Raw genomic sequence first — 14,843 nt, forward strand, 5'->3', positions numbered from 1 at the left:
TTTTCCACCTACTCTATATCCGTATTTGCATTAAATTGATAGTAATCTGTAGGATGTGGATCTATTCCTGTAACATTATTTTTCATTACAAAACTCATCTTCATATTTGCTATAAAATTATATGCATTTTCATCTAAAGCTAATTTTTGAATTTCTGTAGCAAGTTTATCACGTTCTTCTTTATTAAACTCAATTTTTAGTTTATCTATTAATTCATCAACTTCCCTATTGCTATAACCTCCATAATTAGATGCTCCATTAGTTTTCATTGCATTATTTAAATAGGCTAATGTATCCCCGGTTGCTGATGTTATATTTGAATATATAGCTAATTCAAAGTTTCCAGATGATAATATATCATTAATATTATCAGTTATCTCTATGTTTACATCTATGCCCACATTTTTTAAATCATTTTGAATAGCTTGAGCTATGCTTGGAAGTTCTGCTCTTGCTGAATATGTTACTAACTTAAAACTTAATGTTTTTCCATCTTTGTCTAAAATTCCATCATTATTTGAATCTGTGTATCCTTCTCTATTCAATAATTCTATAGACTTATCTTTATCGTATTCTATATCTAATTTATCTAAGCTATAACTAGTATTACTTGGAAATGCTCCTACACTTGGAGTTGCTTGTGATTTTAAAATAGAATTACAATAATCATCTTTATTTATAAGCATATTAATAGCTTTTCTTACATTTGAATTTTTTAAATCTTCATTTTTTCCATTAAAGTACATAACAATAGCTCTTGATGTATCAGTACTACTTATCTTATAGTTACTATCCTTTTCAAATAAACTTATCATTGAATATGATAGACCTTGAGCTACATCTATTTCTCCAGATTGAAGTGCCATTGCTAGTGTATCTGCATCAGCTATTGGTATAACTTTTATACTTGAAAGTTTAACTTCTTCATCCCAGTAAGATTCATTTTTTTCAAAATAACTTGAACCAGTAGGATTAAAGTTGCTAACTTTAAACGGTCCTGTTCCAATAGGATTAGTATCTATATTTTCTTCTTCTACATCAATAATAGCTACAAAAGGATCACATAAATCATTTATTAATGTTGGGTTTTCTTCAGTAGTAGTTATTATTATGCTATTATCTTCTACTTTTATATTATCTATTTTTAAAGTTTCCTCTGCTCTAGCATTTAACTTAAGAGTTCTATCTATTGAATTCTTAACTGATAGTGGTGTTAGGTTCTTTCCATTTTGGAAACTTATATTATTCTTTAATTCTATTTTCCATGTTTTACCATCAATCATCTCATAGTTTTCAGCTATCCAAGGTTCTACTTGCATATTATCATCAAGTTTAAATAAAGTCTCACCTACACCATATCTAACCGTAAACCAACCACAATAACCATTAGCAGGGTCTAAGCTTTTTGTACTTAAAGTAGTTCCAAATACCAATTGATCTTTCTCTTCCCACTCAATACTACTATCTATTACACTACATCCTGTTAACTGTAGGATTAATAAAAACATGAATATTAAACTTATTTTTTTACTTTTTATGACTTTCACCTACTTGTAAGCTTATTTTTCATTTAAATCTAGCAAATCTCTAACTATATCTCCCAGCAAGTTAAATAAAATAACTGCAATTAATATTGCTGCTCCTGGGGCTAACATAGTCCATGGTGCAAACTGAATTACACTTTTGCCTTCACTTATCATAGCCCCCCACTCTGGTATTGGTAGTGGTGAACTTAATCCTAAAAATGAAAGCGATGACATTTCCATTATAACAGTACCTATATCTAGTGATGCTGTTACTATAAGGTATCCTAATATATTAGGAAGAATATGTTTAAACATAATATAGTAAGAGTTATGTCCACTTATTCTACTTGCTTGTATAAAAGTCTCTTCCTTTATTTCTAAAACCTTACTTCTAGCAATTCTTGCATACTTCGTCCATCCTATAGCTCCAATTGCTATCATTGCATTTAGCATACCTCCTCCAAGTAATCCAGCTACTGCTATAGCTAACACTAATCCTGGAAATGCTAAAAAAACATCTACTATTCTCATTATAATACTATCTAATCTCCCACCAATATATCCACTAAATAAACCAATCATTGTTCCAAATAAAAATGTTATTACAACTACTATTAAAGCAGATAATATTGTTCTATTTGCTCCATATAATACCCTTGAAAATACACATCTTCCTAGTGAATCTGTTCCTAGTAAGTATTCTTTACACGGACTTTTTAATGTATTACTTAAGTCTATAAAATATGGATCATTTGGTGCTATATATGGTGCCAGTAAACTTATTATACATATACTTAATAAAATCATTATTATCGTATAAAACTTTACTTTACTTTTATTTAGTCTTTTAAAACTTGTTTTTTTATTAATTATTGTTTTTTCTAATAACATCTATGTTTACACCTCTCTAACTCTAGGGTCAACTATTTTATATAGCAAGTCTGTTATTAAGTTTATAACAATAAATATTACAGCCATCCAAAGAACATATCCTTGAATAATAGGATAGTCACGATTCGCTATTGCGCTTAAAGCTAAATTTCCAATACCTGGCCAAACAAATATAGACTCTACTATAGCTGTTCCTCCCATTAGAGACCCCATTGATAAACCCGTTAGAGTTATAACTGTTATCATTATATTTTTTAATACATTCTTATAAAGTATAACACCTTCTTTTATACCTCTTGACCTTGAACCTTTTACATATCCTTTTTCTAATTCTTCTATAACTACTGCCCTTATTTGACGTATATACTTACTTGTCATTGCCACTGATAAAGTTATTGTAGGTAAAATTATACTTTTAAACCCACTTTCACTTAATATTGGTAATAGTTTAAACTTAAGTGAAAATATAAGTAACAATATAAGGGCTAATAAAAAACCTGGGATGGAGTTTCCTATGAAAGTAAGTCCTCTTATAAGATGGTCTATAAATTTATCCTTTTTTACTGCTGATATTATACCTAAAGGTATAGATACTATTAAAGTTAGTATCATCGAACTAGCTGCCAATACTATAGTGTAAGGCAGATATTCTCTAAGTTCTGTTATAACACTTCTTCCAGATGAATATGATGTTCCTAAGTCACCATGAGATACACTTTTAAGCCAATTTATATATTGAGTTAAAAATGGTTTATCAAGTCCCATATCACTTCTTACACTTTCTAAAAGCTCTGGAGTTACCACTGTGCCTTGTGAAGATAGCATAATTTCAGCTGGATCTGAGGATGATAAATTCATTAGAGAAAATGATATAAATGATACAATTATTAAAAGGGGTATCGTTCCTAAAATTCTTTTTAATATATATTTAGCTATGTTTCTCACCTGTTTCTTTGTCTAATTTAAATTCTCCCATATGCTACTAAAGAGCTTCCTTTTGTAACCGAAAATGCAACTGTATTGTATAAAACAACTCCATCAAAATCTGCATAATAAGTATCTACTACATTTCCAAAATAATCTGTTATCTCTCCTAACTTTTCACCTTTTTTAACACTTTCTCCAGCTTTTACAAAACATGTCCAACATCCTTCACTTAGAGAATCCAAATATTTAGCTTCTTTTATTTCTTTAGGAGTACAATCATTGTCAGTTTTGTTATAATTTAAAATATCTAGTACTGATAATATATTTAACATATCTTTTTTATATGCTTTTACATCGTCATCTTTACATAGTCCACATGAACCGCGCTCAATTAATAAACTCGGTATATTTTTATTTATAGCCGCACTAGTGTATGATCCATTTGTAGTGTTTGATTTTACAAAATATTCAACATTGAAGTGCTTTGCTAACTTTATTGATTTTTCCATTACTTTTGAATCTGCCATTCCTGGATAATATATGTGTGGTACTAAATCTTCATGCAGATCTCCTCCATGTATATCAAAGTAAAAATCTGCTTTTGATATTAACTCATTAGTTATGAAGTAAGCTATTTTCTCTGATATAGTTCCATTTTTATCTCCAGGAAATACTCTAAGTATATTTTTATTATCTTCTGGAACAATTGCTGCATTTCTACCTATAAATCCTTGAGTATTTACAGGATGTACTATTATTATGCTACCACTTACTTTTTGTGGATCAATTTCTTTTGCTAGCTCTATTGCAGTTTTTATACATGGATATTCACATCCATGTACTCCAGCTGTTATAAGTACTGTATTTCCATCATTTTTACCATTTATTATTGTTATTGGCATTTGTGTTTTTGTATCTAGTATATTTATAAGCCCTTGCTTTTTTTCCCCTGCTTTTGCTCTTAATTCACTTATTACTAATTCTTGATTCATTGTTTTACCTTCTTTTCTAAAATATTTTATTTATAATTTATTTTTATTGATAATCATTATCATTTTATTTCATTTATCATATCTTGTCAATAAATTATAGGTTTATTACTCTTTTTACCTTATTTCTTCTTTATGTTATATATCTAATTTATAAACTTTTAAACAATATATATATTCATATTAATGATAAAAAGTAATAAAAAAGAACTCTATTATAAATTAGAGTCCTTTTACTTTATTTAAATTTATCCTAACAATTCATATATATCAGATAATTCTTGTTCTACTTTATTTGTATTTACATCATAATTTTCTAATCCTAAATCCTCTAATCTTTGATTAGGTAATACTATCTTAAACTCGCTTCCCTTATTAATATCACTATCTATATATAGATTCCCATTGTGAGTATCAACGATAGATCTTACAACGCTTAGACCAACTCCAATTCCTTCATTAATTCTAGTAAATGATTTATCAATTTGAACAAATCTATTAAATATAATTTCTTGGTCTTTCTTAGAAATTCCTATCCCCTCATCTTTAATATAAATTTCAACCCAGTCATCATTTACAAATACATTAACAAATATTCTTGTATTTTCACTAGAAAATTTTATTGCATTTGATAATAAGTTAAGTATCATTCTTTCAATCATTGAAGCATCACATTTTACAATAACATCTTCTTCATTTGTATCAAATTCTATATTTATATATTTTAATAAAGCATAATCTATAATAGATACTATATTATAGTTTTTAAATTTATAATTCAGAATTCCTACATCACCACTTGATAAATCCATAATATTATCTATTAGTCTCATCATCCTATTACAATTTGTACTTAATGTCTTATTATATTTATTGTAAATTCTTCTAAAGTCTTCTTCTTTTTTATCTACAAATCTATCTAATAATTGAGTTGTAGAATAAAATAAGTTTAATGGAGTTTTTAATTCATGAGATATGTTAGCAATAAAATTACTTCTTTCTTTGTCATAAACTCTCCGTTTTTCTACCTCTATCTCCATCTTAATTTCTTCAGATATATCAATATATGTCACTGAAATTTCAGTTTTATCTTCACTTGGATGCATTAATTGAATCCAGCAATCAACAACTTTATTAGTTGATGAACTATTTATAATTCCTCTCCATACACCATTTTCATATAACTTATTAATTATTTCTTCTGATTTATTACCTAAGTTAAACTCATTTTTTGAAATCTCCTCAATTTTATTTAAATCTGAAGTATTGTGCTTCATTAAGTAGTAGTCCATTACTCTTTTATTCGCATATAATAAATCAAATTCTTCACTATATATTAACATGCCACTATATTTATTATTATTAACTAAATTGTAAAAAGCACTTAGCTTTTCATTTAATATGTTAGTTTTATTTATACGAATATATAACTCAATTAACGCTCCCATAATAACTATTAAATATGTAATATATATTAACATTACTGAAACCAACTTATAAATAAACGTTACTCTATTTAATGCAAATATTGCAAATATTGCTTTTATAGATAATATAAATATGCTTGAACTTAAAACTGAATATATATACTCTTTTTCTTTCATACCTCTAATAAATAATCTAAGAGAAGACATAACATAAACAGTAGCTAAAAATGTGTTATATAATATAAAATAAAGTGAAGCATTCTTATTAAAATTGAATATATTCGATTTCATTTCAATAATACCAAGTACATAAGTATATGCCATAACAAATACTATAGACTTTATTTTATTTCCAACAATCATACTTTTTAATTTATTATTTTTAGATAAAGCTATACAAAGAATTAAAACTCTAAGTATAGATGTAGATACAGTTATGTATATAGGGATAGTCAATTCATTATTATAAAAAGTAAGATAATCAATTTGTTCTAATAATATATCTATTGATAATCCTAAATACATTAATGAAATAATAAATATGCTATCTTTTTTAACTCTATTGTAACTAATTAAGCAACTTATGAAGCCTAATATAGAAATTATAAAACTAAATAACTTTATAAATCCTAATGTCGCCTCTAAATATCCCACATCTATTTTAAAACTAAGAAATGTATTTATAGCAACAACTATAGACAAAATAATTAGGGTAAGTGCTATATATATATTTTTTTTATTTTGTCTTTTATCCGAGTAGTCTTTTTCTATTATATTCATAGTAATTCCCCCTATTTTAGCCATTTTACCATATATGAATATTACTTTTTTGTCAAAATTTGTTACTACGTAAAATTAATTTCTTAATTTTTGCGCTTAAAATTTATTTTATTTACTTTAATGTATTATGTTAAGTATTTTTTGTAATTCTTCTACTCTTATTTGACCAGGAGCTGATGCTACTTTTATAGATCCAAATGTAAGTGAAGATCCAAATATTTCTCCTGTTAAGCGACTTACTAGACCTAATTTCCCCATGGCCATTGTTATAATAGGTGTTTTTGAATATTCTCTTACCATCTCTTCTGTTGCTGTTAATAAAGTTATTACATCTTTTGAATTTTGTGGCATAACTGCTATCTTTGGTAAATCAGCACCTAAATCTTGCATTTTGCAAAGTCTACTAATTATTTCATTTTTTTCTGGTGTATTATAAAATTCATGATTTGATATTACTGTTTTTACGTTATTGATATGTGCAAACTTAGATATATCTTTTACAACTTCATCCCCTACTAATAATTCTACATCTATTAAATCTACCATTTTTGTTTCAATTATTTCTTTATTAAGTTTTTTATAATATTCTAAAAATATTTCTTTTTCCCCACCTTCTCTTTTACTTCTAAATGTAAATAATATTGGCAGATCATCTAATATACTTCTAAGTACTTTTAATATATTTTTAACCTTATTTAAATTTTCTACATTTTCATAATAGTCAACTCGCCACTCTACTAAATCTAATTTAAAGTTTTTTAAATTATTTGCATCTTGTATTATTTCTTCATCAGTTTTACTAACTAAAGGTACACATATTTTAGGTATTCCTTGTCCTATTTCCAAATTTCTTACTTTTACTATTTTTCTCATATATCTTACTCCTAATAATTTTATAATTTATATTATATAGTAGTTTATTCTATTTATAATTTTAAATTATAATAATTTTAAATAAAAAAGCACTATCAAACTTAATTGATAGTACTTTCTTGCTAGTTTATTTTATTTTGAATATATCTCTCCACTTCTTCTTTTGGTATTCCTAACACCATAGAGAACTCTTCATCAAGTAAATTCTTAGCTATTTTCATAAACTTTTCATCTATTTGATTAAGTTTTTTTCCATTTTTCATTAAGTTATTCTTTTTATTATCAATACTTGCCATTATATTTAATAGATCTATACATTCATAAGATTTTAATAATTTTTTGTAATGATCTTCTAATGCTCTAGCATTTTTCATATCATGTTCAAAGTTATCTATTAAAGATACTTTACTAATCGAATTTTGAATTTCTTCGTATGTTATGATAGCCCTCATAAATGCTTTTGTATCAATAGGTACAAATACCTTTCCATTTCCATGCATCGGAGCTAATATATAGTATTTTTTACTTTTATTAACCCCCGGAATATTAAGTTCGCTTATTTCTTCTATTTTACATACTCCTTCATTGCTATAAACAACAAGTTCTCCAATTTTATACATACTTAATATCTCCTTTTAATTTTATTATAAATATAAAAAAAGATCCAATTAAGGATCTTTCCGAAACAATATATATCATTATAATATAGTTATGTTTTCTGCTTGAGGACCTCTAGCACCTTTAACTATATTAAAGCTTACTTTTTGACCTTCTTCTAATGTTTTGTATCCATCACATTGTATAGCTGAGAAATGTGCAAAAACATCTTCTCCACCATCTACTGATATAAATCCAAAACCTTTTTCACTATTAAACCATTTTACTACACCGTTATTCATATAACTTCTCCTATCAAAACCTATCTTAAGGTTTTTCTTTTTTTATGGTACTACAATATATATTGTAACACACATTAATATAAATAGATACATTTATTAATTTATATACTTTATTTGCTTGTTATAGCAAAATTTTAATACTTCTCAAAAACACCTTTTAAATATTCATATGAATTACTTTTTTCTAATGCTAATGAAAGTAATATTCGAGCTTTTAATGGTGTCAGTGTATAAGATGGTATAGTTCTATATTCTCTATCTATGCTATCCCTATCTACACTACCACTTGTAGCAATAGATGACCTTACAACTGCTATAGAGTTTTTAGTCATTTCTTTGATCTTACTTTTCCACCTTTTGCTTATCATACCACTACCTGATCCAGCTATAACAATTCCTTTATAATCGTGATTTATATAATAATCAAAAATATCAGAATCTAAATTAACATCAAAATACACTATACCTACTTTAGGTAATGAATTAATATTAGCAATATTAAATTCACTATTTATCGTATGAGGTTTTAATGATTTATTTATAAAGTTTATAATGTTATCATGTATATATCCACAGCATCCAAATTCTTTTCCAGCAAATGCTTGTGGCCTAAATGTATCAATCTTTTGTACATCTCTAGCGCTTATAATATAATCTGCAAAAACTACTAAAACACCTTTTCCTATTGAAGCCTCATCAGATGCTACTAATATTGCATCATATAAATTGTTAGGGCCATCTGCACTATTTGATGTTGCAGGTCTCATTGCTCCCGTAATAACTACAGGTTTACTTGTTTTTACTACTAAATTTAAAAAAATGCACTTTCTTCTAATATGTCCGTACCTTGTGTTATAACAAATCCATCTATATTATCTAATTTAGATAACTCATTTATTCGCTTTGCTAAAATTAATAATTTATCTATAGACATATCCTCACTTGCTATATTAAATATCTGCTCTCCATTAACTTTAGTAATATCATCTATTCCTTTTATACTTTTAATAAGACTCTTTACCTTAAATACCCCATTTGTATATCCTAAAGTTTTTCCTTCATCACCTTGTGCTGATATAGTTCCTCCTGTAGCTAAAATATAAATCTGTTTTTTATTCATATCTGCCTCCACAACATATTAATTTGTTTTATATTATTTTGTGGCATTAATTTATTATTAAACATATTTTATTTACAAAAATAGAGCTTAATCTAAAAAGTTAAATAGATTAAGCCCTATTTTATGTAAATATTATACTTATTAATAGTACCTTTTATTATAATTCTGATTGTGTATCATCGTCAGAATCTGTAAATACGATTTCTTCTGTTATATTATTATTGTCTACAGATATTATTTCTTCTTGTATTTCTTTATTACTTATTTTTACTTCACTTGCTATATAGTTTAATTTTTTTATAGTATATCCTATCGCCCATATAGCTATTGAATAGAACATATACGGTACAGAACCACCTACTACATAACTTATTACACTTGCTAATTCATCACTTATTACAAGTCCTTGAGATACAAGACTTGATATGTATGTGTATGAGTTATAAAGTGTAAATATTGTGTAAATACCTAAAAGAACAGATATTACATATAAAATTAAAACTACTGAACTATTACCTTTTTTGTTACTTTTTTTCATAATTAATATTACTCCCTCTTAATTAATTTTTACTAACGAAATCTGTAAGACTTCTTTCATTATTTCACAAATACTATTATAATTCATTATCCTTAATTTAACCTTAAGTTATATATTATTTTTAAAATATTATACTAATAGAATTAATTTTCTAAAATAAATTTCTTAATATAATCATTATTACTTGATTTTATTATTCATCTTACTTAATTAGATTTATCACTTGATTTTATTATAGTATACGTCTGGTCTATTTTTTCCATAGTATCAGTTCTATATGTGCTTATAGATAAGCTTTCATCATCTATACTCACAGTAGAAAATGTTGGAACATTTTCTTGCCATCTATATGCTATATATGATTGTTTTCTCGATACATTTGGATAATACTTACTACCTGATGCTGAATTAGAAGTCATATATAATATTCCATTTGGATTTACTTCTTGCTCTGAATAGTACTTAAACTTATCATCACTTATATATGTATTACTTTTCAATTCTCCATCTTTTAATATTTTAGATCTTGAGTAAGCATGATCATGCCCTGTAAATACAACATCTATCTTATGACATTCAAGTATAGGCACTAATTCGTCTCTTAAATTTACTATACTCGGCTCATTAGAATGTATTCCCGAACCATATATATCTTGATGTACAACTACTATTCTCCACTTTGCATCTTTATTATCATTTAATACTTCTTCTAAAAATTGTTCATGCTCTTCTACATTTGTATTATTAGTATTTAACATTAAAAATATAGAATTACCATATCTAAAATAATAGTCTCCTCCACCAGCTGTTGAACCTAAACTACTTGTGTTTGGATTATTAAAATGATAAGAATAATTGCCACTTATTGCATCATGATTTCCTAAAGATGTAGCAATCGGTAATGACTTTAATATAGTGGGACTTAAAAACCCTGAATATTCTATTTCATTTCCTGTATAATTTAAAGATGCTTCTCTATCAACCTTTTTATTCCTACTTTGTATTTGATCACCAACTGAAAGTATAAAACTAGCATTTGGTGATTTTTGTAAAGCTTTATTTAAAGTATTATTCCAGTTAAATGTATCATTTCTAGTTGCTTTATCTTGACCCTGTTCTTCAAATTCACCTGAAGAAATATTTCTTAATGAAGCCCCAATTTGTGGATCTCCTACCAATATAAATCTAAACTTATCTACTGATTGTGTTTTATAAATTATAGGATCACTCCATTTCCCATCTGTACCATAACTATAATAGTATGTAGAATTCTTCTCTAAATTAGTAATTGTTACTTTATTAGATTTATATCCTGTGACTGCTCTTGATTGACTTCCTCTAAACTCTTTTGCATTACTCATATCAGAACTCTTACTTATTCTTACTTTAGGTGATGATTCTTTTTCTAATGAATACCATGCAAAGTTTAATTCTGATTCATTCTTACCTGGTGTAAGTGATAATTGAGTCCAATCATATTTTATTGTTTCCCATTGTTCACACCATTGTTGCCATCTATCATTTGTCTTATCAGCTTCAGTCCAGTTAACATCATCTGATGCGAATACATATAAATTTGTTAATACTACAGCTAAGGCTATCATAAATATAGTTATAAAGTTCTTTTTTCTTAAAAACATGCTAAAAACCTCCATTTTCCACTGCTATGCATGAATCTTCATAGATATATTAGCATTTGTTTATTTAAGCTTATTTTTAACAAACTTTATATAAGCCTATTCATTATTTATTCATTATTAAAAATTATATTTTATACTATCTAATTCAATGAATTTCAAAATTATTAGTAACATTTATACTTAAAAGTTATATTTTAATTAGTGAGATATAATAACCAAGGTTGGTGATGATATGGATCTTGATACTAGTAAACTTGAAGTTAATTTTATGCCTCCTGCCACACTATATACTCCAATAAATGGTAGAATGTATACGCTTACACATTCTGATACTACAGCAATGAGGTTTTTAGATGTTGGAATTGATTATAATTATTCAGCTATAAGTCAAGAACTTCGAGATGAATTATTAGGTAAATGGTGCTTATTAAACAATAATTCTTATATGTTATTTTTTTATGCTTTTATTGGAAATTTAGATTTTCAATCCGCTTCAAAAAAATATGATATTTTTAAATATCATATTCCTTCAGCTCTTGAGTATATTTTTTATGGTGATAGATATTTATTAAATCAATATAAAGAGCTTAAAAATACTCCTATCTATATAAAATTTGATTCCACTTTTCCTATGTTCAATAACTATGAATATTATGGTTTTATACATGATTATATGCTGTAGTTTTTTACTACAGCATATAATATAATTCACTTATTCCCTTATATATCTTACATTGACATACTATATATATCAGAAAACTCTATCTCACATCTTTCTACATGTTTATACTTTCTATCAGCATCATAATCACTACATGTGCTTTTTTCTACCCTAATAGGAATGCTAAATGTAAACTCTGATCCTTTATTTACTTTACTATTTACACTTACCTTACCACCGTGCATCTCTACTAAATTTTTAACTAGTGATAATCCAATACCACTACCTTCACATTTCCTATTAAAAGATCCATTTACTTGTCCGAATCTATCAAATATAATATCTAATTTATCTTTTGGTATACCCACTCCACTGTCTTTTATAGAAACTAATATTTCATCCTCATTATAATTAATTTTAACTTCTATATCTCCATATTCTGGTGTATACTTTATTGCATTAGATAAAATATTTAACATTATCCTTTCTATTTTATCTGGATCACAATATGTAATTACTTCTTCAATGTCTGTATCAAATACAAGATTTATTTTGTTATTTTTCGTATATCCAGCTACAGATAGAGTTATATCTTCAATAATACTTATAATATTTTGATTACAACATCTAAGTTCATACATTCCTATATCCATTTTGCTTATGTCTATTAAATTGTTTACTAGTCTTAATAATCTATACGAATTTTGCCTTATATAATTTGTATGTTTTTTTAAGCTATCTATACTTATACTACCTTTTTCTATATTTTTATTAATTACTTGCATAGTACCTAGTATAATATTTATTGGAGTTCTAAATTCATGAGATATATTTGAAAAAAATTCATTTTTTATAATTTCTAACTTAACAGTTTCCTCTAATACTTTTTTTCTTTTTCTATTTCTAACTTTTTAGTAATATCTCTTGCGGTTGTTATATATACATCATCTTCATATATATACTCACTACTCCATTCAAGATAAATATAATTGCCATTTTTATGTCTAAATCTTATAATATTTCTCGTAATACCTTTATCGATATTTTCTAATTTATTCTTACCTGCAAACTTTTGCAACTCTTCTTCATGAATAATATTTGTAATTGGCATGGATAATAACTCTTTTTCTGTCCATCCTAAAACATTGCACCAATTAGGACTAATTCTTTTCAAATATTCATCTCTTCCTACTATAGCTACTAAATCAACGGATACATTTAAATATTTTTCTAGCTCTCTTTCTGTATATCTTCGCTTTTTATTTTCAATTGATACTTCATATGAAAGTCTAATATTTTGAATTATCATGGCTATTTTATTACATATATGCTTCATATATTCATCGCTATTAAATTTAGGCTTATTTCCTTTACTATAACTTAATCCTATTATCCCTATGAATTCATCATATAATTCTATTGCATAATTTCCAGAATAATCTATATCATCCAATCTATTATAATTAACAGTAGATGTATTATTTATTTTTTCTTTTTTAATTATTTTGTTAAAATAACTTCTATACTTATCTGAATACACTTCAGATTTACTAAAAGGTATGAAGTCTATATTTTTAAGATATATATTAGATTTTTTTAACTTTATAATAGGTATCAACCCTTCTCTTTCTTCATTATATAATAATATAGAAATTCCATCCGCTATAGTGTAGTTCAATATATGTTCTCCAATTTCACTTAATATTTTATTTAAATTATTATTATAATCTACATTGCTATAATCAATACTATGTTTATTTGTAAGTGAATTATAGTTTTTATACAACTCTTCTGACAAAGTTTTTGGTAAATTAATATTTTGAGTTGTAGCTATAATATACTTCTCAAATCCGTTTTCATCGTATATTGGACACTTATAACTTTCATACCAGTTTTCAGTATCCTCAAACTCTAATTTTTCATTAAGTATTTTAGGGCTTTTATTCTTAAATATTTCTTTATTATTTTTATCAAGTTCTTTACATATATTGTATTTCCAGTAATCATTACTATAAGATCCTATAATATCATCTTTTTTTTTATTTAGCATATCACTAAAAGCCTTATTTACATATAAATACTTCCCTTTCGGATTTACAATAAATGTTCCTATATTAATATTATCTAAAAGGTCTTCTAATATTTCTATTGTATACGGCCTTGAATTTATTTCTTTACCTATAATAAAAATATTTTTTTCATCATTAAAATTTTCTATACTTATTTTTGAATTAATTTTGATAGTATCTTTTGATTTAGAATAAAATTCTAAGATTTTATCTTTTTGGTTAGATTTTTTTACAATATTAATAATATCTTTGTTTTGTTTCTATTAATATTTCATTTATATTCAAGTTTAATATATCATACTCACTATAATTTAACCTCTTTAAAAAGCTTTCATTACAAAAAATTATTTCTCCATTCTGTTTTAATATTATTATATAATCACTAATTTTATTGTATATAGATAACATATTATTCCCCTCTTGCTTTTTCATAACTATAAATCAATCCCACTTTATTACATATTTTACCATAAACTAATCATATATGTGTATTTATTAAATTA

Annotated in this window: 15 protein-coding genes and 1 pseudogene; 1 reads left to right on the plus strand and 15 read right to left on the minus strand. The window is 25.8% G+C overall.

Features of this window, described 5'->3' with window-relative positions:
- Positions 1 to 8: 8 nt before the first annotated feature.
- The 12 genes and pseudogenes from EIH23_RS10060 to EIH23_RS10110 all read right to left on the minus strand — a co-directional run bounded on the left by EIH23_RS10060 (position 9) and on the right by EIH23_RS10110 (position 11,610).
- Positions 9 to 1,508: an ABC transporter substrate-binding protein gene (locus EIH23_RS10060; RefSeq protein WP_122640158.1), complete on the minus strand. Its 1,500-nt coding sequence runs from the start codon at positions 1,506 to 1,508 to the stop codon at positions 9 to 11.
- A gap of 51 nt (positions 1,509 to 1,559) precedes the next feature.
- The gene (gene nikC / locus EIH23_RS10065; protein WP_122640159.1) at positions 1,560 to 2,417 is read right to left on the minus strand and encodes a nickel transporter permease; all 858 of its coding nucleotides are present in this window, start codon (positions 2,415 to 2,417) and stop codon (positions 1,560 to 1,562) included.
- Between the two features lie 6 nt (positions 2,418 to 2,423).
- Positions 2,424 to 3,362, minus strand: a complete 939-nt coding sequence (nikB, locus tag EIH23_RS10070; RefSeq protein WP_330566217.1) for a nickel ABC transporter permease — start codon at positions 3,360 to 3,362, stop codon at positions 2,424 to 2,426.
- Positions 3,363 to 3,379: 17 nt separating this feature from the next.
- Positions 3,380 to 4,336 (minus strand): M14 family metallopeptidase, encoded by a 957-nt coding sequence (locus EIH23_RS10075; RefSeq protein ID WP_122640160.1) that lies wholly within the window; start codon positions 4,334 to 4,336, stop codon positions 3,380 to 3,382.
- Positions 4,337 to 4,581: 245 nt separating this feature from the next.
- On the minus strand, positions 4,582 to 6,540 hold the full coding sequence (locus tag EIH23_RS10080) for a sensor histidine kinase (RefSeq protein WP_164489040.1): 1,959 nt from the start codon (positions 6,538 to 6,540) through the stop codon (positions 4,582 to 4,584).
- Positions 6,541 to 6,657: 117 nt separating this feature from the next.
- Positions 6,658 to 7,413, minus strand: a complete 756-nt coding sequence (aroD, locus tag EIH23_RS10085) for a type I 3-dehydroquinate dehydratase (RefSeq protein WP_122640162.1) — start codon at positions 7,411 to 7,413, stop codon at positions 6,658 to 6,660.
- Positions 7,414 to 7,535: 122 nt separating this feature from the next.
- The gene (locus EIH23_RS10090) at positions 7,536 to 8,033 is read right to left on the minus strand and encodes a CarD family transcriptional regulator (protein WP_122640163.1); all 498 of its coding nucleotides are present in this window, start codon (positions 8,031 to 8,033) and stop codon (positions 7,536 to 7,538) included.
- Positions 8,034 to 8,111: 78 nt separating this feature from the next.
- On the minus strand, positions 8,112 to 8,312 hold the full coding sequence (locus EIH23_RS10095; protein ID WP_122640164.1) for a cold-shock protein: 201 nt from the start codon (positions 8,310 to 8,312) through the stop codon (positions 8,112 to 8,114).
- A 134-nt stretch (positions 8,313 to 8,446) separates the two neighbouring features.
- On the minus strand, positions 8,447 to 8,773 hold the full coding sequence (locus EIH23_RS17205) for a hypothetical protein (RefSeq protein WP_442970293.1): 327 nt from the start codon (positions 8,771 to 8,773) through the stop codon (positions 8,447 to 8,449).
- Between the two features lie 132 nt (positions 8,774 to 8,905).
- Positions 8,906 to 9,432 (minus strand): annotated as a pseudogene (locus EIH23_RS17210) (asparaginase domain-containing protein); the annotation flags it as partial.
- Positions 9,433 to 9,589: 157 nt separating this feature from the next.
- Positions 9,590 to 9,970: a hypothetical protein gene (locus EIH23_RS10105; RefSeq protein WP_122640165.1), complete on the minus strand. Its 381-nt coding sequence runs from the start codon at positions 9,968 to 9,970 to the stop codon at positions 9,590 to 9,592.
- 206 nt (positions 9,971 to 10,176) lie between these two features.
- Positions 10,177 to 11,610, minus strand: coding sequence for a purple acid phosphatase family protein (locus EIH23_RS10110; RefSeq protein WP_122640166.1), 1,434 nt, complete (start codon positions 11,608 to 11,610; stop codon positions 10,177 to 10,179).
- A gap of 232 nt (positions 11,611 to 11,842) precedes the next feature.
- On the opposite strand from EIH23_RS10110, the gene EIH23_RS10115 reads away from it, so the two are divergent.
- A complete protein-coding gene (locus EIH23_RS10115) occupies positions 11,843 to 12,292 on the plus strand; it encodes a staygreen family protein (protein WP_122640167.1) in 450 nt (149 codons plus the stop codon).
- Between the two features lie 47 nt (positions 12,293 to 12,339).
- On the opposite strand, the gene EIH23_RS10120 is transcribed toward EIH23_RS10115, so the two are convergent.
- Genes EIH23_RS10120 through EIH23_RS10130 form a run of 3 tightly spaced genes read right to left on the minus strand, consistent with a single transcriptional unit; the run spans position 12,340 to position 14,748 of the window.
- Positions 12,340 to 13,128, minus strand: coding sequence for a sensor histidine kinase (locus EIH23_RS10120; protein WP_122640168.1), 789 nt, complete (start codon positions 13,126 to 13,128; stop codon positions 12,340 to 12,342).
- Positions 13,129 to 13,148: 20 nt separating this feature from the next.
- A complete protein-coding gene (locus EIH23_RS10125; RefSeq protein ID WP_330566219.1) occupies positions 13,149 to 14,585 on the minus strand; it encodes a PAS domain S-box protein in 1,437 nt (478 codons plus the stop codon).
- Positions 14,578 to 14,748: a PAS domain-containing protein gene (locus tag EIH23_RS10130; protein WP_164489041.1), complete on the minus strand. Its 171-nt coding sequence runs from the start codon at positions 14,746 to 14,748 to the stop codon at positions 14,578 to 14,580. Before EIH23_RS10130 ends, EIH23_RS10125 begins: the two co-directional genes overlap by 8 nt.
- Between the last annotated feature and the right edge of the window lie 95 nt (positions 14,749 to 14,843).

This window comes from Romboutsia sp. Marseille-P6047, from assembly GCF_900604535.1.
GTDB lineage: Bacteria > Bacillota > Clostridia > Peptostreptococcales > Peptostreptococcaceae > Romboutsia_E.